This is a genomic window from Tullyiplasma multilocale ATCC 49900 (assembly GCF_000483165.1).
Lineage (GTDB): Bacteria > Bacillota_I > Bacilli_A > Mycoplasmatales > Mycoplasmataceae > Tullyiplasma > Tullyiplasma multilocale.
In genome coordinates this window covers 1-21,112 of sequence record NZ_AXXW01000008.1, presented here as the reverse complement: position 1 = coordinate 21,112, position 21,112 = coordinate 1, and the positions used below count along the sequence as shown (strand labels likewise).

15 protein-coding genes and 1 riboswitch are annotated in these 21,112 nt (G+C 30.9%); all 15 genes read right to left on the bottom strand.

The features are described from left to right. The 15 genes from G319_RS0102665 to G319_RS09490 all read right to left on the bottom strand — a co-directional run bounded on the left by G319_RS0102665 (position 1) and on the right by G319_RS09490 (position 20,588). Positions 1-858 (bottom strand): Cof-type HAD-IIB family hydrolase, encoded by an 858-nt coding sequence (locus G319_RS0102665; protein WP_035358837.1) that lies wholly within the window; start codon positions 856-858, stop codon positions 1-3. Then, complete coding sequence (locus G319_RS09535; RefSeq protein ID WP_280123369.1) at positions 842-2,026, bottom strand: alpha/beta hydrolase family protein; 1,185 nt, start codon at positions 2,024-2,026, stop codon at positions 842-844. The genes G319_RS0102665 and G319_RS09535 overlap by 17 nt, the downstream gene beginning before the upstream one ends. 56 nt (positions 2,027-2,082) lie before the next feature. Beyond that, the gene (locus tag G319_RS09530) at positions 2,083-2,868 is read right to left on the bottom strand and encodes a MurR/RpiR family transcriptional regulator (RefSeq protein WP_026389567.1); all 786 of its coding nucleotides are present in this window, start codon (positions 2,866-2,868) and stop codon (positions 2,083-2,085) included. 120 nt (positions 2,869-2,988) lie between these two features. Further along, positions 2,989-3,939 carry a tRNA (adenosine(37)-N6)-threonylcarbamoyltransferase complex transferase subunit TsaD gene (tsaD, locus tag G319_RS0102650; RefSeq protein WP_026389566.1) on the bottom strand — a complete coding sequence of 317 codons (951 nt, stop codon included), beginning with the start codon at positions 3,937-3,939 and terminating at the stop codon, positions 2,989-2,991. Between the two features lie 77 nt (positions 3,940-4,016). Next, positions 4,017-4,952, bottom strand: coding sequence for an ABC transporter permease (locus G319_RS0102645; RefSeq protein WP_035358835.1), 936 nt, complete (start codon positions 4,950-4,952; stop codon positions 4,017-4,019). Positions 4,953-4,955: 3 nt separating this feature from the next. Continuing rightward, entirely contained in the window at positions 4,956-7,577 is a 2,622-nt protein-coding gene (locus G319_RS09525; RefSeq protein ID WP_026389564.1) for an ABC transporter permease subunit, read from the bottom strand. Beyond that, positions 7,567-9,120, bottom strand: coding sequence for an ABC transporter ATP-binding protein (locus tag G319_RS0102635; protein WP_026389563.1), 1,554 nt, complete (start codon positions 9,118-9,120; stop codon positions 7,567-7,569). The genes G319_RS09525 and G319_RS0102635 overlap by 11 nt, the downstream gene beginning before the upstream one ends. A gap of 10 nt (positions 9,121-9,130) precedes the next feature. Next, a complete protein-coding gene (locus tag G319_RS09520; protein ID WP_026389562.1) occupies positions 9,131-10,474 on the bottom strand; it encodes a BMP family ABC transporter substrate-binding protein in 1,344 nt (447 codons plus the stop codon). Positions 10,475-10,569: 95 nt separating this feature from the next. Further along, a riboswitch (nucleoside riboswitch) is annotated at positions 10,570-10,633 on the bottom strand. Positions 10,634-10,846: 213 nt separating this feature from the next. Beyond that, positions 10,847-11,956, bottom strand: coding sequence for an MBL fold metallo-hydrolase (locus G319_RS09515; protein ID WP_026389561.1), 1,110 nt, complete (start codon positions 11,954-11,956; stop codon positions 10,847-10,849). Continuing rightward, the gene (locus G319_RS09510; protein ID WP_026389560.1) at positions 11,956-13,107 is read right to left on the bottom strand and encodes a carbohydrate ABC transporter permease; all 1,152 of its coding nucleotides are present in this window, start codon (positions 13,105-13,107) and stop codon (positions 11,956-11,958) included. The genes G319_RS09515 and G319_RS09510 overlap by 1 nt, the downstream gene beginning before the upstream one ends. A gap of 8 nt (positions 13,108-13,115) precedes the next feature. Continuing rightward, complete coding sequence (locus G319_RS09505) at positions 13,116-14,072, bottom strand: carbohydrate ABC transporter permease (protein WP_026389559.1); 957 nt, start codon at positions 14,070-14,072, stop codon at positions 13,116-13,118. Beyond that, positions 14,059-15,912 (bottom strand): ATP-binding cassette domain-containing protein, encoded by a 1,854-nt coding sequence (locus G319_RS0102610; RefSeq protein WP_026389558.1) that lies wholly within the window; start codon positions 15,910-15,912, stop codon positions 14,059-14,061. Before G319_RS0102610 ends, G319_RS09505 begins: the two co-directional genes overlap by 14 nt. A gap of 45 nt (positions 15,913-15,957) precedes the next feature. Continuing rightward, positions 15,958-17,958, bottom strand: coding sequence for a lipoprotein (locus G319_RS09500; RefSeq protein ID WP_026389557.1), 2,001 nt, complete (start codon positions 17,956-17,958; stop codon positions 15,958-15,960). Between the two features lie 402 nt (positions 17,959-18,360). After that, entirely contained in the window at positions 18,361-19,437 is a 1,077-nt protein-coding gene (locus G319_RS09495; protein ID WP_026389556.1) for an MBL fold metallo-hydrolase, read from the bottom strand. Then, complete coding sequence (locus G319_RS09490; protein ID WP_026389555.1) at positions 19,437-20,588, bottom strand: carbohydrate ABC transporter permease; 1,152 nt, start codon at positions 20,586-20,588, stop codon at positions 19,437-19,439. The genes G319_RS09495 and G319_RS09490 overlap by 1 nt, the downstream gene beginning before the upstream one ends. Positions 20,589-21,112 lie beyond the last annotated feature (524 nt).

Genomic DNA, 21,112 nt, shown 5'->3' with positions numbered 1-21,112 from the left:
TTAATTATTTCCTTCTTCTAAAATATATTCATTGATAAATTTACCAACTCCACCATTTAAATTAGTGTCAGTGATATATTTAGCAAGTTTTTTAATTGGTTCTACCGCATTTCCAACAGCAACACAATTAGGGATTTTTTCAAACATTGATAAATCGTTCATGTTGTCTCCAAAGACAACCACATCATTAATGTCAATATTTAGCATTTCTGCTAATTTGATGATAGTATCACCTTTTGTAGCTTCAACATTTGTATATTCATAAATTGGCATTGACTCAACATTACTTCTCATTGAGTTGATAACTTTTGAAAGGTTTTCATCTTCAAATCATTTTAATAATTCTGGTTCTTGTTCATCTGGAACAAAAATCATCATTTGAATTACGTTATCAAATCTAAAGTCAACTTCATCAGAAATATCATGAACGATATATTTACTAATTCAGTTTCGGTCAACCATTGATTTTGCTGTTAGCTCAGAACCATTTCAATAAACATGTTGATTTGTTGTGTAGAATGCTAATCAACAAATATCCATTTCAGTACATTTGTCATAAACTTTTTTAACAATATCATGTTCAATATTGCTTACATATAAGGGCTTGAATTCACTAACTTTTGAAATCATAGCTCCATTTGCTAATACTATATAGTCTAAGTTATTTTCGATACCAAAGAAATCTGCTCTTGGTTTAGCACTTGAATAAGTTTGACCAGTAGCAATCGTTACTCCGATCCCTTTTTCATTCAATTTCAATAAAGCTTCTTGATCTGCTGGATTTGATAATTGCCCATGTTGTAAAACTGTTCCATCTAAATCAGTTATAACTAATTTAATATTATTCAACTTCGCCATCGATAACATCCTCTACTTTCTTAGCCTTTTTAGCTTTTTTAATTGGTGTTTTAATTTCTTTTCTTGTTGGGTTTGAATAGAATGTTGATATCTCATCACTTTCATTAAAATCATTGTCAATTATTTCTTGTGAGATTCCTAATTTTTCTAATGCGTTTTTTGTAGCTTCATCATTTCCAATTATCTTATTTTCAAATTGTAATCATCTATAAGCTGTCTGGTAATAATGTGTTTTTAATGAGAAACAATGTGCTGAAAAATTGTAAATCAAGATTTCATCGTCTGGAGAAATTGTTTTTCTATTTGCATACAATCTAAAAGTATCACTGGGTGGTGTTACTTTATCATCCATTCCATGTGAATAAAAGATTGGGAACGGTGCTGGTGCATCCATTTTTTCATAGTATTTAAAAATATCTAAATCTTCTCAATCTAATTTTGTGTCTTTGATTTGCCCATTTATTAATTTATTAATAAATTTCTTAACACTACGTTTTCACAATACGTGACGCATTCTAATATTACGTGTGTGTAATAATAGTGTTCTAATAGAACCATAAGCCACTTCACTAATTCCGAATTTAACTTTATATTTTTCCATTAATTCAGGATTTCTTACAGAAGTGTAGTTCATAGTGAAAGCACCCATACTTGCTCCAGCAACCCCCAAGATATCGTAATCATGATTTTCATATAAGAACTTCATAGCCCCGAGTAAATCTCTTTCTTCTAAGATTCCCATTGTTACATAATGTCCTTGTTCACTATCTCCATGATTTCTGAAATCAAAAGTTAAGACATTGTATCCTAAATCAATAAAAGGTTTTGCTCAATACATACTTCAGTATTTATGACCAGCAAATCAGTGGTTACCAATAATTCATTTTTTTGAGTTTGGATCAGTTATGTATTTCATACCACTAATGATTGCTCCATCGGTAGCTTCAAATTTCACTGGTATTAAATTATCACTAATTGTTATTTGTAATTCAGGTCTTTTGTAGAATTTACGCATGATTTTATTCATACGTTTAATTTCAGGATATAAATAAACATTCTTCTTGCTTCCGGATCCAATATCAGCTAATTTTTCTAACTTTGAATAGAATCTTTTAAATGAACCATTAACACGTCTAAATAACTTGTTACCATTAATTTTTTTGCTCATAGTATCCCCTTTCGCATATTTATATGATTATAAAATAAAAAAAGGCAAATTGCCTTTTATTTGTCTTCATTTGTATTTAAGTAGTGATAAATTAGTAAATCATTGAAATAGTGGAATGGTACTGATTTAGAAATCATTACATTATCATCATCAATTTCAACTCCATCAACGATTAAAGTGTGGATTGAATCTGCAGTTTTAGAAATTGCTATTGAAGGCATTCTTCCTGAAACAAAGATAACTTTTCCGCCTTGTAGATTTATCTTTTGAATGATTTTTTCTAAATGTTTAGATGTTCCATATTTTGTGAAGAGTATAAATAAATCACCTGACTGAACATTTTCAACTCTGCGGTTAATTGTATCTCAATCAGAATCTAATGATGTAGCTTGTAGATGTTGTTCATAAAAGAAGTTTTCAAGATCTTGAGCTGGTCCACGTAAAACGTTTTCTCAATATGCCACAAAGATTCTCGGTGCAGACTTAATTAAAGTTAGTGTTGAGAATAAAGTTCTTTTCTCAATTAAAGAGTAGTTTTGTTTAATGATATTAATGTAACCATTCGCTACATTTTCATCATTTTTAGCAATTTTTATTTCAGCTGAATCAGCATCATTTGCCAATGAAATTGAAAAGTCACGGTAACCTTTGATGTTCAATTTATTTAAAAGTCCATAAATGGCACTATATCCAGTTCCAACTTCTTGAGCCAGTTGTTCAATTTTCATATTGCTTTGAACAATATTTTGTAAATTTTCTCTAATATAATCAACAATTTGTAACTCTCTAGTAGTTAAATCTTTTTCTTCTATCGTTGATAATTTTGCTAAAAATGATCTCATATTATTTCACTCTTTCTATTTCGTATTTTATTTATATCTTGATTTTATCAAAAAAAATGGAAAATTTACCATTTTTAATTAGGCATTTTCCATTTACTATAAATAACTAATAAATAAACATTATTTTCAAGTTTGTTTTTCTCATGCTAATTTAGCGATCATAGCAGCATTATCTGCACAATATTCCATTTTTGGAACAAAAGTATTTTCAATATTATATTTTTGACCTAATCTTGAAATTACTTTACGCATTTCAGAGTTGGCACTAACACCACCAGCAACAGTCAATGTATTTGGTTTGTATTGTTGAATTGCTTTTTCTAATTTATGTTCAACTACTCCGATTGCAACTTTTTGGAAACTTGCAGCGAAATCTTCAAGATTTATTTCTTCATTTTTTTGTTTTAAATTATGAATCAAGTTGACTGATGCGGTTTTCAAACCAGAATAAGAAAATTCATAACTACCATCATCTCTCGGCATTGGCAATTTATAAGCGTCGGGATTTCCGGTTTGGGCAAGTTTATCAATTACTGGTCCCCCAGGATAACTTAAACCAAGAACTCTAGCTACTTTGTCATAACATTCACCGATTGCATCATCACCAGTAGCTCCGATAATTTCAAAGTCAAGAGGAGAGTTAACTAATTCAATTTGAGTGTGCCCCCCACTTACAACCATTGCTAAAACTGGATAAATAAATTCATGTTCGATTGATGCTCCATAAATGTGACCTTCAATATGATGCAATGGTAATAACGGTTTATCAATATATAAAGCAATTGTTTCAGCAACGGTTTTACCAACTATTAGTGATCCAATTAAACCTGGTTTTTCAGTATAAGCTACATAATCAATTTCATCAATTAAAACTTTTGATTCATCTAAAGCTTCATCAATAACTCAGTTCATATTTTGTAAATGCAGACGGGCCGCTAATTCAGGAACTACTCCACCAAATTCTTTATGTTGGGCAATTTGAGAAGAAATTACATTTGTTAAAATTTTTCCATCATCAATAATTGAGATTGAGAATTCATCACAACTTGACTCGATTGCTAGTATTTTCATAATTACTCCTCCTTGCATTGATATTATTATAAAACAAAAAAACCCAAAACATTTGTTTTGGGTTTCATAATATTCATTTACCTTTTTGCCTTATCAAATGGGACCCCATTGGCAGCAGGTGCTTTAGCTTTCTTAGAAAAGATTGCCATTACAACTAATGTAAGTATAAATGGAACTGCTTTAAATAGTTCTTTTAAGTTTTTAACTGTTTCAGATACATTATCAAAGTATCCAATACGTGAAGCTAATGCAAATAATACAGCAAACAATAATGCTCCCAGTGTTATTCATTGGATTTTTCATTGCCCAAAGATCATGATTCCCATAGCTAAAAAACCATAACCGTTTGTAGTTCCTCTGAAGGCTCCGACATTAATTGGTGAAATCACGAATATTCCACCAGCTAAACCAGCAAGCACTCCTGAAAAGAATACAGCTCAATATCTATATTTATTAACATTGATACCAGCAGCATCAATAGCGTTTGGATTTTCACCAACCATTGCATATCTGATTCCTGTTCTGGTGAATTTAAAGAATACGAATATCCCAATTCCTATAACAATAGCCACAAATGTTCACATGAAGAATACCCCGCCTCATTTGATAGCTTCATACCCATGTTTAATTGAGGCACCTTGTGAGTTTTCACCAAATAAACCAGGATAAGTGATTACAAAGGCTGCTAAACCCAAAGCTAAGATGTTGATAGCTGTTCCAGATATTACTTGATTAGATTTCAAAGTAATTGATGGGAAAGCATGCAACATTGCAAATAAACCCGTTAATAAAGAACATCCCAAAATAACTAATATTTGCATATTATTATTTTTAGCCATTCCTTCTTTATTTATTGAGGCACCAATAATTGCTACCATCATAGCCCCAAATGTCATCATCCCTTCAATTCCAATATTAACAACTCCAGCTTTTTCTGAAACCATTCCCGAAAGGGCTGCTAATAGTAAAACAGCAAATAATGCAATTGCAAATTCTAAAAATGAATTAAACATGTATTATGATCTCCCTTCAGTTATTTTTAAATATTTTTGTTCATTAGAAATGATGAATTGTTCTAGATTATCATTGAATTCTGTTTCTAATTCCATTTTTCTATTTTTGATTACTGTTTTTTCTTGATTAATATCAATTCCAGAAACTTTTGTTTTGTTTTCCTGTTTTAAGTTTTTGTAGTAAACAACAACTTCATTTAATAAGTTTTCGTTTTCAATTTGAACCTCATCCATTACAGATTCTATTTTTGTAATGATGTTTGCGATTTGATATTTAGATAAAAATGTTTCTATTTTGATTAATAGATTAGTCTTTTTGATCAAATAGCGTTTCTCATCTAGTGGAGAGAATATCTCTTCTCCTAAAATGTAGTCTTTTTGAACGATTGCTCTTTCATATGCATCAACAACTAGTTCAAATATTTTTTCATCGAATGAATCTTTGCTTGAAAGAATTTCTTCTACATTACTTTTCAATTCTCTATATAAATCTTTTAACGAAAGAACTTCGTTTTTAGTTTTATCTTTATTAATGAATCTCTTACCTTCAGAAATTTCAAATTCAATTTTTTCTAAATCGATTTTGTAATCTTTTTTAGCTTTTGCAATTGCTTGATTATGAATGTCTTTTAACTCATTAACTTTTCTTGGATCACGAATTAATTCTTCTTTTCTGAAGTTGAAATTATTTTGTAAAGTTGCAAGTTCTAATTTAGCATTAACTTTAGTTTCAGAAATTTTTTGTTTTAAAATTGAAATCTCTTGCTCTGCTAAAGTTTTCAATGCTTGTTTTTCAGATATATTATCTGAAGTTAACAGCGCAGATTTAATTCTTAAGTTAGATTTAACTTGATGTATTAATTCTTTAATTTCATAAACAGATTTATCCATGTCAGACTTAATTCTGATTTTTCCGTTAAATAGTTCATACTTAAGTGTTAAGTCTCCCATTGCCCCTTCAAAAGCGACGTTAGCAGCCAATACTTTGTCTTTATACACTTTCTTAACAATTTCTTTTTTACGAGAAGAATAGAATAAAATATTATTTCTTTGAGTTCTAATATTATCTTTGATAATTTCATCATTAAATCTAATTGATGAAATCTCTTCAAGCGCTTTTTCCCTTAAAGTATCGATCGTTGTGTTTCGACGAGTTTTAATACCTCTTATTCCCATCAACATTTTTTCTTGATTTAATGATTGTTTAATTTTTTGTGAATTTTGATTCAAGACATTTAGTTTTGAAGTTCACTTAACTTTATAATCAGCTTTTACGCTTTTAAGGTTATTTTGTAAAATAGCTAACTCTTGTTTTTTAATATTAACAATTTCAAGTTTATTTTTATTATCCTTAATTTCTAAAGTTAGTAAATTAATTTGACCCATGATCTCTTCAGTATCTTTTTTATAATCAGGATTTGATTTAGGGTTTAATATTCATAAGCGATATTTATTTTTCTTAATATTAATTTCATGTAAATTATTTCTTTTATTTTTAGATGTAAATATGTATATTTTAGTTTTGATCATTGCTACAGATCCAAATTTCATTAATAGATTTGAGATAGCAGCAAAGTAAACAATAATACCAAATATTAATCCAGGGATTTCTTTAGGCATTTGCATAATTCCAGCAGAAGCCATTCCACCAGTTTGAATAATTCCTCACAAGAATCCGACCGGTATCAGACCTAATGGATTACTAAATGCTACAAGTGACACAGCAATTGCATCAAAACCAATAGTTGGAAGAACATCAACACCAAAGTTAATATTTCTTGAAACTGTGAAAATTTGGAAGAAAGCAGCCACTCCAGCGATACCACCAGATAATAACATTGCTTGAACAATTTTAGCCTTAACATTAATTCCTGCATATTTAGCAGCTGTTGGTGAACTACCGACAGCTTTTAATTTGTAACCGAATGTAGTTTTTGCTAGAACTACAGCCACAATCAACACTAATACAATCGCCATGATGATTGGAACCACCATATTGTTACCATTGATCGCCAACATATCTGCTGGAAGTCTAATAGCTGTATTTCCTGTTGAATCAGTTCCTCCAGTTAATGAAGCATGATTCATAAATAGATACTTCAATACATAAAACACTGTTCAGTTTAACATGATTGTTGAAACCACTTCATGAATATTGAATAGTGCTTTCAATAAACCTGCCAGTCCCGCTAATAATGCACCCGACACCACACAAACAATAAATATTGTAACTACAGCTCCAGCTGTATTTGTAGATGATGCAAAGAACTTATTATAGAAGATGATAGACATTCCAGAACCAAGTAGCATTTGCCCACTAACTCCGATGTTGAAGACACCAGATTTAAATCCGACTGCTACCCCTAATCCAGTTACCATGAAGATAGCAATTCATGCCACAGTAATTTCACGATAGTTAGTTTGGAAAGCTTTTTCAAACATGTTTCCAAAGAAGTAAAATGGATTATTTCCAAATCCAACTAAAACAACTCCAGCAACTATAAAACCTAATATGATTGCTCATAATGATGATTTTAAATATTTACTTTTTTGTTTTGTTTCACTTGATATGAAGAAATCTTTAAACTTAGATTTGCTCATTCAAATTGCATTTTTAAATCGCATCTTTTACCTCCTTAGTTTTATTACCAGCCATTAAGGCACCAATCACTTCTTTTTTGGCACCTTTTCCTTTAACTTCACCAATCTTCTTACCATCATTTACGACAACAATTCGATCAGCCAAAGCCATTACTTCATTTAATTCATAAGAAACTAGAAGAATAGCTTTTCCTTCTTCTTTTTCTTTTAATAATTCACCATGAATATATTCAATGGCTCCAACATCTAATCCACGAGTAGGTTGAACAACAATTAATAAATCGTGATCTCTTCTCATTTCACGACCAACAACGACTTTTTGTTGGTTACCACCAGATAATCCACGAGCAACAGCTTTTCCTTCTCTAGCTCCCCTTACATCAAATTCAGTAATAATTTGTTGGGTATATTTACTAATCTCGGCGTCTTTTACAAAACCGAATTTAGAAAATGGTTTATTGCTAATTTCTTGTAATATAACATTATCTTTAACACTGAAATCAAGAATCATCCCATGTTTATGTCTATCTTCAGGAATGTGACTCATTCCCATTTTGTAACGTGTTGTAATGTTTTCTCTAAGAATGTTAATTCCTTTGTACACAACACCACCAGTAACGGGTTTTGTTAAACCAGTGATAACATCAATTAATTCTTTTTGACCATTTCCTTCAACTCCAGCAATTGCTACAATTTCTCCAGGTCTAACATCAACTGAAAAACCTTCTAGACCGACAATTTTATTGTTAGATTCTTTTTTAACAGTTAAGTTGATTACACTTAGAATTGGTTCATTACTTTGCACTGGTTTATAAGTATTTTTAGCTTCAACAATTTTACGTCCAACCATAGCTTCAGCTATTTCTTCTGGTGCTGATGTTTTGACGTCAAGAGTTTTGATATATTTACCATGTCTAATGATAGTTGCTTTATCAGCAACTTTTTTAATCTCATCCATTTTATGAGTAATAAAGATAATTGTTTTACCCATCTTTTTAAGGTTAACCATAATATCTAGTAGTGCGGAAATTTGATCTGGTGTTAAAACCGCTGTTGGTTCATCAAAAACAATTATTTCAGCTTTACGATATAGGATTTTAATAATCTCAACCCTTTGTTGCATTCCAACAGAAATGTTTTGGATTTTTGCATCAAGATCAACAAACAAGTTGTACTCATTCATAATTTCTGTTATTTTAGTTTTAATCTTATTTTTATTAATAAATATTTTACCAATCATGTCTTCTTGTCCAAGGGCTATATTTTCTCAAACAGTACTTACTTCAACCAATTTAAAGTGTTGGTGAACCATTCCAATCCCCAATTCATTAGCTTTAATTGGGTTAGTGATAATAGTTGGTTTACCATTAATAATTATTTCTCCAGATGTTGGTTGATATAAACCGAACAAAATACTCATCAATGTAGATTTTCCAGCTCCATTTTCTCCGACAAGGGCATGAATTTCACCTTTTTCAACATCTAAATTAATATCGTCATTGGCAATTAATGTTTCATTGAATATTTTAGTAATGTTCTTCATTTGAATTGCGTATTTATTATTCATATTTCCCCCTCTATTTTAAGTTTTGTAAATCAACATCAAATGCCGCTTTAATACTTTCTCAATTATCTAGCAACAGCTGAGTAGCTTTAGCCACTTCAGTTCCATTCATATATTCTTCTGTTCCTAATCCTGTACTTGCAAATGCCTTGATGATTGTTGATTGTAATTCTGAAACAGCGGCATCATAACCGACAGCTTCATAACTAACTGCGTGTTTTTTAATTAGATTTAAATGATCTTCTTCATTTTCGGCAATAACATTTATTGATCAGTTTTCATGTGGTTTAGCAATTGAACCATCATGAGCTTCTTCATCACTTGCTCCTAATGATTTGGCAGCCAATAATTCATCGGCAATTGCTTGTTCTAAGTTTTTAATAGCGCTTGACAAGAAACGTCCCTTATATGATTCATAACTGTGAGCTTGATTTGTATCAACACCAATTAATTTCATGTGTTTTTTAGTATCGTATGCTTTTTTAGCCAAGATAGCTTCAATTTGAACTCCGGCTACGGGGAATACAATATCAGCACCTTTATTGAAAAGCAGATCAGCCATTGCATTAGCACTATCATCAACTGCGAAACTTTGAGTAAATCATTGATTATCATTTGACTTAACAGCTTTCATATTGGCAAAATCCACAACACCATCTTTAACGATATTATCGTTCGCCAATTGGATTGCTTTGTAGTCTGCATCTCCAGCATTTAACTTATTATATAAATCAACACCTACCAACATTCCTCACATATAGTTATCGACAGAATATTTGTTAGACATACCAGCAAACGTTCCAATCTTGATGATTCCATCTCCATTAGCATCAGCTTCTTCGTAATTACCTTTAACTCAGTGAGCGGCATCAAATCCTGCTTGAAAACCAGCTAATTCAGAGTTGAACTTGATACTAATTACATTGTCGAATTTATCTCCAACTTCATTACCGTTTTTATCACGAGGAACACCATCTGCAAGAACGACTGTTTTACCATTCATTAGCTTTGAAGCCATTTCAATTGTTCCCTCATGAATGAATCCGGCAAGCACCATTGCATCAGCTCCACGATCAAAAGCAACACGATAGGCATCTTCTAAACTTTGAGCATTATTATTTTTAGCTTCAACATAATTGCCTCTATAATCTAAATCGAAATTATCTCTACCATATTTTCTAATTCCATTTAGAGCACCTTCGTTAAATGATTTGTCGTTTACATTTCCACCATCAGTTACAAGAACGGCACGTTTCCCTTCTTCTCCCGCAAGACTAACAGCCCCACAAGAAATTACAGAAGCGCCAGCACTACTTACAACAGCAATACCCATCAATACAGATATAAGTTTTTTCATTATTAATTTACCTCTCATTTTCTTATTTGAAAATTATAGAGAGTATCCAAAGAAAGGAGTGTTTTTTTATACAAAAAAACACTCCTTCAGCGACAGCTTACAGTCCCGAGATTGGTCTTGGGGTGGAGTCAGTAGCCCGTTATGCTACCCTATATAAGTTTTTCAATATTAAGTTAAAATAAGTATCTAACATCAATCTTCTTTTTACAATACGATTTGGTCGATAATAAAAATTTCCATTAACTTTTTTAATAATTAATTTTAGAAAGATTTTAAAAGTATTTCATTGTTTAAAATCTTCCATTTAGTTGATAAATACTACACATTTTATTTAAATGTTTTTGGAAAAAAAATTTCCAAAAAAAATAAGGGTTACCCCTTACTTTCTATTTCTAAGATTGTACTTTTAGAACTGATTACTTCTGTTAAAAATTGAGTCTCCGAAGTTTGGGTCATTCGATATTCATACGATCTATCAATACCGCCAATTCAGTCTGATAAATCCATATAGTTACCATTGACATTGACATCAGAAATATCATATATCGGTTCACCAGTTATGTAAATTTGCTTATTAGCGACACGATTATTAGTGTAATCAACAATATTACCTACTCTAGGAAAAATGTTGTTAGTTCCACCTGTGAAATTAGCTCATTTGTCTGAACCAGTACCAGAAATAAAAACAGCTTCTTCATCATTCCCGATGATTTCAACAAGTTTACCGTTAATTGAATTACCGCCATGATGTGGCATTACATAAATATCAACCGGTTTTTCACCCATTTTTGCGATGAACTTTTTATCTGAAGATAAAGTGATATCACCAGTGTATAAAAACACCTTGCCATTTACTTCAAATCTTAAAACCATTGTTGAAGCGTTAGGATCAGTTGAGGCTTCTTCGATTAAATTTTTTCGATCCGCAAACGCAGTTAAGTTTTCAAATTTAATATCTAAGAAGTTATAAGCTTTTGAAAAACTTGTATCAATATTCCCTTTGAAGTTTTCAAGGCCACGTAGTTGTTTATCTGCATTTCCATAATTTAATGGAAGAACTACGTTTTTCACATTAAAATCGATATCATTTGCTAAATTAAATAACTGATTATAGTGATCTGAGTGATCGTGAGAAATAAAGATTGTTTCGATTTCTTTGACTCCACTTTCAACCATGGTGTTTTTTACTCACTGGTAACTTTTTTGTGAAGCAGAACCTCAGTTCTTTGCTCTTGAATCATGTATTTCTACGGAATTTGGTTTGTTTTTTTGTGTTAAGCCTATACCAGCATCAATTACAATAGCTTTATCACCCTGTTTTAGGTATGAAAAATTACCATTACCAATTGAAAGGGTATAGTATGAAATGTCTCCAGTATAACTTGTTTCAGCAACTGGAGTTGACCCGCTCCCACAAGCGGTTACAAGGATTGGTAAGATTAATATTAATAATAAAAATAAATATTTTATCTTTTTAAACATTAACCTTTACCTCCTCCACCATTACGGCTTGTTAAACCTTTAATAATTCATTTGTTAAATACAACAAAGACAATAAAGATTGGAAGAATAGAAATAACACTGGCAGCCATTTTCATATTGATTGGATCATATGCAAACGGAACTTCTACGAAGTCTTTAATAGCTTCACCAGTAATGTTAATCATTCCATATAACATCATTGGAATAGTAGCCATTGTACTATCTTGATCCATAATTGTGATCGGTCATAAAACTGAGTTTCATGATTGAATGAATGCGATGATCATTGATGTTGCGATAGTTGAAGCAATACCAGGAATTGCAATTCTGATGAAGAAACTAAATGTAGATAAACCATCTACTTTTGCAGCTCTCTTCAAGTCAGGTGATAATGATGAGAAGGCATTACTAATTAAGTAAATTGTGAAGGCATTACCAATAAATGGAACAATTAAAGCCAACATACTGTTTTCTCAACCTAAGTCAATTGCAAATATATATTTCCCAAGTAATAGTGATTCTCCTGGAATCATCATCAATGAAAACATAATAACCATAAAGAATGGGTTTAATTTAGTTTTTCAATTATACAGAGCAAAACCACCAATTAATGAAACTGTCATTTGAGTTATTGCTGATAATCCTGCAACAGAAAATGAGTTTGTTAAGAATCTGCTTACAGGGATTGAAGCTTTTCCAGATTCAGTCATGTAAGTAAACATTGTAGTATAAGCTTCCAATGATCAATGTTTGGGTCAAAGGGTTTCATTTAGTGTTGGGTTTACATCAGCAAATGTTTTAAATGATGTGATAACCATTCAATATAATGGGAATAATATAATTATCGCCATAATAAAGATAAAGAAACCATTTATTGTTTTATTAACAATTCTCTTACCTAAAGTTTCACCAGCCATAGAAACAGTTATTCTTTTTCTAGCTTCAACTTTTCTTAAGTAATAGTTATTAGTTAACTTAGATATTTTAGTTTTAAATTTGATGTTGATAGAAGTACCCATTTTAATGAATAATCTATGAAATTTATTATCAATATCTAATAATTTTTCATCAGCTTCTTTAACGATGTCATTAATAGCAATTTGATCATTTTCAAATTGTTGTTTTTGTAAATCGAATTTTGATTGATTCATAAAGTCTCCTATCTATATTTTCTATTTAAGTATTTTGTCAGTTGTCTATTTAGGATTGTCATAATCATAATGAATCCCATAAGAGCAATAGCAGCAGCTCCACCTTTTCCATAGTTCGGTGCTTTAATAGCATTGAAGATATAGAAAACAATTGTTTGCGCTTCTGAGTTAACTGCAGTTGCATAATCTGGATATAATCCAAACGGCATAAATTTGAAAGCACCAATAATACCAGTTGTTACCATGTAAATAATGATTGGCATAATTTGAGGAATTGAAATTTTTCAGAATTGTTGTCATTCTGGTGTTCCATCAATTGATGCTGCTTGATAAAGTTTTGGATTAACCTTCATGAAAGCAGATGTGAACATCAAAATTTTAAATGGCAACATACTTCATGTACCATATAACACAATTAACATTTTTGAATATTTAGGATCTCTTCAGTTAATTGAATCGAACCCTAATTTTTGCATGATTTGGTTCAAAATAGATGTATCATAGTTTGAAAAAATCATTGAGAAAGCCATAGCGACAGCAATAGCTGATGTAATATACGGCATAAAGAAAATAGATTGCATAAATGAAAATGCTCTCTTATTTAAAATATTTGATAATAGTTTGGCAGTTAGTAAAGCCACCAATAGAGATAATGGAATTGCGAAAATCGCATATATGAATGAGTTTTTAATAGAAATTAAAAACTCTTGTTCTTTAAAAATAACTTTGAAGTTGTCGAAAGTCATTTCAAACTGTTCTCACATTTCTCCAGCAGAAAAACCATTTCTGAAAACGATAAAAATAGCGTAATAAGTAAATAGGAAGATAAAGAAAATCCCAGGTGTAATTCATAATAATTGATTTATGAAATCATATTTACCCTTTTCCATATTTTTAGGCTTATCGTGTTTAAATTTTTTAGTGATCTTATCTACTCTTAATTTAAACCCACTAGTCTTTTCCATAGTTAGTCTCGATTCTTAATTCATCATCGTTAAACAGATAAATTTTATCTGATTTACCATAAATCTTAATAGTTTCACCAATTTCAAATTTCATTAGACTTGGTTCAATTAAGAAAGCAACTTCAGTTTGGTTTTCATCAATGAATGTTTTAACATGATTGTATTTACCTAATTGTTCTACTAAAAATACTTTACCTTTGGCTACAAATGTATCGTGTTCTTTGTTTTTAACAGTAGATAGGTGTTCTGGTCTAATACCAACTTGAACAGTTTGGTTTTTAACTTTTTTATTTGTTAAATTTAATTTAACTTTTGAAGGAAGTTCCACAACCCCATTTTTAACTTCAGTTTTGATGAAGTTAATATTTGGTGTTCCAATAAATTTAGCAACAAAGGCATTTTTAGGTTCATTATAAATTTCCATAGGTGTTCCAAATTGTTGTAACACACCTTTATTCATAACGAAGATACGATCAGATATACTTAAAGCTTCTTCTTGATCGTGAGTAACAAAGATTGTTGTAATACCAACTTTTTGTTGGAAACGTTTAATTCAATCACGTGTTGTTAATCTTAATTTTGCATCTAAGTTAGATAATGGTTCATCTAATAATAAAATTTTAGGTTGTTTAACAATAGCTCTAGCAATAGCCACACGTTGTTGTTGACCCCCTGATAATTCATGAGGTTTTTTATTTAATTGGTTTTCAATTTCTACCTTGGCAGCTGTTTCATGAACTAATTTTTTAATTTTTTCTTTTTTAGAGAAAATTTGCTTTTTAACATCTCTGATTTGATCAGTTAAGTCAATCACTTCACCTTCACCAATTGTTTCCTTAGTTAATAATGCGGTAATTTCAACAGCAAATTTTTCAATACTTGTGTTGTATTTTGAAACCACATCACTTAAGTATTTTTCATTTACTAAGTTTTTCTTTTCTAAGTATTCTGAGTAAATTTGTTTATTTAATTCAGCATTAAAAATATCAATTTGAGGAGTTTCTTCCCCTTTGATACTTAAGTTGTATTTCTTTTGTTCAATCATAATATTTCTTTTACTTACTTTAGCTGTTTTGCTCAAGTTTTTCAAATAATCGTTATGACTTGAAATTTCGAAATTTAAATAATCAATGTAGAATCCAACAGCATCTTTGAACAATGGATTTACATCTTTGTTAATTTTTAGTGTTTTCCCAACTTCTAATAAAGTATGTAAAACATCTATGTAAGTTTTTGTATAAAAGTATTTTGTTTTATCAAATAAATATGTAACCATTTTATTCTCTAGTAAAACATTCTTATTATTTTTAAACAATTGTTTTAGATATCTTTGAATTTCTAATCCATGTTTTTTTAGGAAAGCCTTTTCTTGATCTTCATAGTTCTTAAAAGCTTCTTTGTAGATGTTTTTAAACATTTCACGGATAGTTTTTTGTTCTTCTAAAACATTTACGTAACCTTTAGATAAATTAAGTTGTTTAACAGTCGCTCTATGTCTTTTGTTATCGATTCTTAATTTTTTTGTAAAGTCCTTACTTTGGTATAGAGGATAAGCGATGTTTTTAAACACATTCATGTGAGTGTATAATGCATAACTTTGGAAAACTAATCCAATATTTCTTTTTTGACTAGTTTTATCAGTAACATCAATTCCATCAAAAAGAATTTGTCCAGAAGTTGTGTTAATTAATCCTGCAATAGCATTTAGTGCTGTTGTTTTTCCACACCCAGAAGGGCCTAAAAGGGAAACTAGTTCCCCTGTTTTTATATCAATACTTAAATCATCTACGGCAAGAAAGTTACCATAATCGATTGTTACGTTTTTTAATTTTATACTCATTGTTTCCTTTCATAGAATTTAAATATTTTATTAGGCTAAATTCTATTATTTCATTTTAATTTCAAATTTTTTCAATTCACCAGGTTTGTTTGTTTCTGCTTGTCCCAAAATTGTTCCATTACCTGTTTTGTTTGCTAAAACTCCGATGAAGTGTTTGCTTGCATCACCTTGAACTACAGTTGATTTGATTGAGTTAGAAATTGCATCTCTCATAACTTGTCCTAAAGGGTTGGCTACAGATGTCACTAGGTTAGTGTTTTGTGTTCCTTCCCCTTGTAAGAAGTTATTAACTAAATCAGCCAAGAATACATCAAATTTTGAAAATTTATTTGAAGATTTAGCTTCTGTATATTGAACGTACTCTGGACCTTCAGTAGGTTTTTTACTATCATCCATTCATGCTCCAGTTGCGTTATTGAAAGTTCCATCAACATAGTGTCCGAATCTTTCAGTAGCTTTTTTAGTTGATGGCATATATCCACTTTGTAATGCTAATTTTGTTAACGAAGTTTCTTGCATTGTGTATTGTAAGAATGCTGTTACAACTTTTTCTTTTTCATCAGCATTTTTACCAGTTGATTTGAATCCAGCAATACCAGGACCTTGTTCCATAAAGTAGTCAGCTTTGAAGTCTTCTCCAAAGTCTGTTCCACTTGTTGATCCTGAACTTGCTAATAAATCTTGTTGAAGAGAAACATTAGAAGGCATTGATCATGTTCCCGCAGAAGATGAAGCGGTAGTTAACATAGTACCTTGTGCAAAGTATGTACTTGAATAAGCATTATCCATTCTACCAGGCATCATTGTTCCACGTCATTTTGCTCTTTGATCTGCCAAACCACGGTTAGGCTCTGCAATTTTTGCAACTTGGTCTAAATAATCAAGAACAGTTTTTGTTGAACCTTTACTGTTGATAAATACATCCCCAGATCTCGCTTCTTTGTCTACATTTTCTAAGTGGTATAGGAAGCTTGGTGATTTTTCAACATCAGTTACATCAATACTTGGGTTTTTATCATCTTTAGCAGCTTGCATGTAAAATTTATTGGCTAAATCATCAATTCCGAAAGCATAAGCTTGTCCTTCTGCAAATCCAGAAACCATATCTGTGATTTGAGTTGTATTAAAGTTTGATGTTTTCCCATTAAAGTTATATAGAGCATTATAGAATTTTGTAATTACTAACATTTTCTCATTACTTTTTAGAATAGTTCTCATTGTTTCAATTGTTGGAGTTTCAGTAATTACATTTAAAACTTCTGTTATGAATTCATCTTTGATTTCTTCTCCAACTGACTCAATAGCATTATCTTTGAAAACTTTACCAGTTTTACCTGTTGTGTAATCAAATTTTCCTTCTTTGTTTTTAGTTGGTGCTTCAAATCTTGTCTTCATTTTAACAACAGAAGTAGATAGATCTCCTCCTTCGATTTTTTGAGCAGTGTTTAATCCAATTTCTCTGTCTTTGTTATATTCGTCAATATTAGTCATTAATTTTTCAACAGCGACATTGTCTAAACCACCTTCTGCAACAGTACTTATTAATTCAACAAATAATTTCATGTTAACAGCTGTAAAGTCTACAGATTTAGCAGCAGGCAGAACAGCTAATTTACCATTAACCACTCCCTCATTGTAGAATGATTCTTTTAAGAATTCTTCCTTGATTCCCTCTTGAGCAAGTGATGCTTCCATATCTCTAATTTTGTCTTTAGCACGTCCCATTGAGTTAGCAGATACTAAATCTGGGTAAGCGATATATAAATCCGGTAATGCTTTACCAGCGGCAATATCTTGAGAAATTGGGTCTTCTTTTTTTCATTTGAATTCCACTTTAACTTTTGAATCGTTTTGAGCATTAAAGTCGTTTACTAATTCTTCATAAGCTTTTGCAATTTTTCCTGTTTGTGATGTAGTTTTACCAGGCACCATAAAGATAACGTTAGTTTCTTTGTTTGCTTTTTCACCAGACCCACAAGCAACAACTGCTGTAGCTGAAGAAGCTGTAACAGCAACAGCCCCTAAAATTGTTAATAATTTTTTCATATTTCTCCTTAAATGTTTCTTTTGTAATTATTTATAAGCACTTAAACGGATTTTTATACGGTTGAACATAGAAAAAGGTTTTCTGAACATAGTATGTGCAGAAAACCTTTTATGTTTTGCTTACAGTCCCTAAGTTTGGCAAGGGGTGGAGTCAGTAGCCCATTTCGCTACCCTATATAAGTTTTCCTGTATTAAGTTAAATTAAGTATCTAATTTAATGAAACTATTTTCAACATGAAAAAACAACTAATAAAATTTTCCAGCAAAAAAAGCCACTTTCTAAAAAAATGGCTTTTTTTCGTTTTTTTTCGTCTAAATTTATTGTTGAAAACCTTAATAGGGTTAGGGTTTATTTAACTATTCATAATTCTAATTATTGGAAATAAAATTTCCAATAATTTCTTATTGATACATTTCTAAAATTGTGCTTTTATGGGTAATAGTTTCAGCAACAAGTTTTTTATCTTTTCCTATAGTCATTCTATATTCATAACTACTGTTTAATCCACCGATTCAAGGCATAAAATCCATGTCATAAGTTGGAGTCATTTCCAAATCATAAGGAGGTTCTCCAGTTATAAATACTTGCTTTTCAGCTTTTCTGCCGCGAATATAGTCATATAAGGCTCTTTCTCTAGGGAAATAATCATTTCCTCCACTAAAGTCTCTTCACTCTTCAGAACCAGTACCTGATACAAAAACAGCATCCTGTTCTTTTCCGATAAGTTGAACTATTTTATTATTAATAGAATTACCACCATGATGCGGGATAACATAAACATCAATTTTTTGTTCCCCAATTTTTTTAAGGAATTTAGGGTCTTCATAAGTTATGTCACCTGTAAATAAGAATCACTTCCCATTTACAGCAAATCTTATAACCATTGATTCAGCATTAGGATCAGTTGATGATTGATGAATTAAATCTTCTCTATTGGCATAAGCAGTTAAGTTTTCGAATTTGATTCCTAAGAATTTATATGATTTTGAAAACTTTGTATCAACTTTACCCTTAAAGTTTTTAAGATTTAAAAGTTGTTTTTCAGCATTTCCGTAGTGCAAAGGCAGAATAACATTTTTAACATTGAAGTCAGCATCATTTGCTAAGTTCATAAGCTGATTGAAGTGATCTGAATGCGCATGCGAAATGAAAATTGCTTCAATTTCTTTTACACCATGACCAGTCATTGTGTCTTTAATTCATTTATAACTTTTCTTACTTGCACTTCCCCAGTTTCTTCTAGGCTGAGGACCTTTTTCAAGTTCTAAACTATTTGGTCTATTTTGTTGGGTTAGACCAATACCTGCATCTAGCAATATTGCCTTTTGACCTTGTTTTACATATGAGAAGTTTCCATTTCCTATTGCTAGGGTGTGATACGAAAGATTTCCCTTATATGAACTATCAGAGCACGATATCACCATTGCTGGTAATATCAAAATAATTAACAATAACAAATATTTGATTTTTCTGAGCATTATCCTTTTCCTCCTCCAACGCTTCTTTTTGTCAATCCCTTAATTATTCATTTATTAAATACAACAAACACAATGAAGATTGGTAGGATTGAAATAACACTGGCAGCCATTTTCATATTGATTGGATCATATGCAAATGGGACTTCTACGAAATCTTTAATAGCTTCCCCAGTTATGTTTATCATCCCGTATAACATCATCGGAATTGTTGCAATTTCGCTATCTAAACTTATGATTGTAATTGGTCAAAGTGTAGAGTTTCAAGATGAAATGAAAGCAATAATTGTTGATGTAGCTATAGTTGAGGCGATTCCAGGAATTGCAATTCTAATAAAGTAACTGAATGTTGATAATCCATCAATTTTAGCAGCTCTTTTTAAATCAGGAGATAAGGCCAAGAATGCATTACTGATTAGATATATCGTGAAAGCATTCCCAATAAACGGAATAATCAATGCAAGGATGTTATTTTCTCAACCTAGATTTATCGCAAATATATATTTACCAAGCAATAAAGATTCACCAGGGATCATCATCAGTGAAAACATAATAATCATGAAAAATGGATTAAGTTTTGTTTTTCAATTGAACAAAGCAAATCCCCCAATTAGTGAGACTATAATTTGAGTTCCAGAAGATAATGACGAAACTAAAAATGAGTTAAATAAGAATCGACTTACAGGAACAGTTGCCTTACCACTAGTTGTCATGTAATCAAACATAGTTCTGTATGCTTCAATAGATCATTCTCTCGGTCAAAGTGTTTCATTAAATGTCGGGTTAACGTGTTCAAAAGTTTTGAATGATGTGATAACCATTCAATACAGAGGGAATAGAATGATGATTGCCATAATTGCTATGAAAATCCCGTTAAGCACTCGATTGATAATAACTTTTCCTAGAGTTTCTCCAGCCATCGAAATTGTAAGTCTTTTTCTTGCGGCCACTTTTTTAAGGTAGTAGTGATTTTTAAAGTTAGATTTCTTTTCCAACATTTTTATTTTTATCGCAGCATTCGTTTTAGCGATTACTTTTTGATGAAATTTATCAGACTCAATAAGTTTCTCTTCCAGATCTATGAGAGTGTTTTTTACATCTTCTTGAGATTTTTGATATTCAGATTTTTGTTTTTCAAATTTTGTTTGATTCATAAGCCCCTCCTATCTATACTTTCTATGTAGGTATTTGGTTAATTTACGGTTAAGAATGGTCATCACCATTATGAACGCCATTAGCGATATCGCTGCAGCCCCACCTTTTCCATAGTTCGGAGCTTTAATAGCATTAAATATATAGAAGGAGAATGTACCCCATAGGTGACACAAAATTTTATTTGAGAAAAAGTAGTAATTAAGTTTACTGCTTTTTCTTTTTAAAAAGCAATTAATTTAATATGTGATTGTTTGTTTTGTTTAACTAACACATAAAAAATAATATAGTTCTATTTTTAGGCACCATAACATAAAAGCCCTCTGTCCGATCGAATTTGGTTGTGGTGTCTAAAAATAGAATTATATGAACTTTTAGGACGAGGGGGGGCGATGCCATTGTTTTTTATAAAAGAAGCAAATTATTTGGAGATTTTAGAAAACACTACTGAAATAATTAAAACTACAATTTCCAGAAAACTCAAAAATAAAAAGACTGGCGAAGAATTTGAAGTAAATTTTACTAA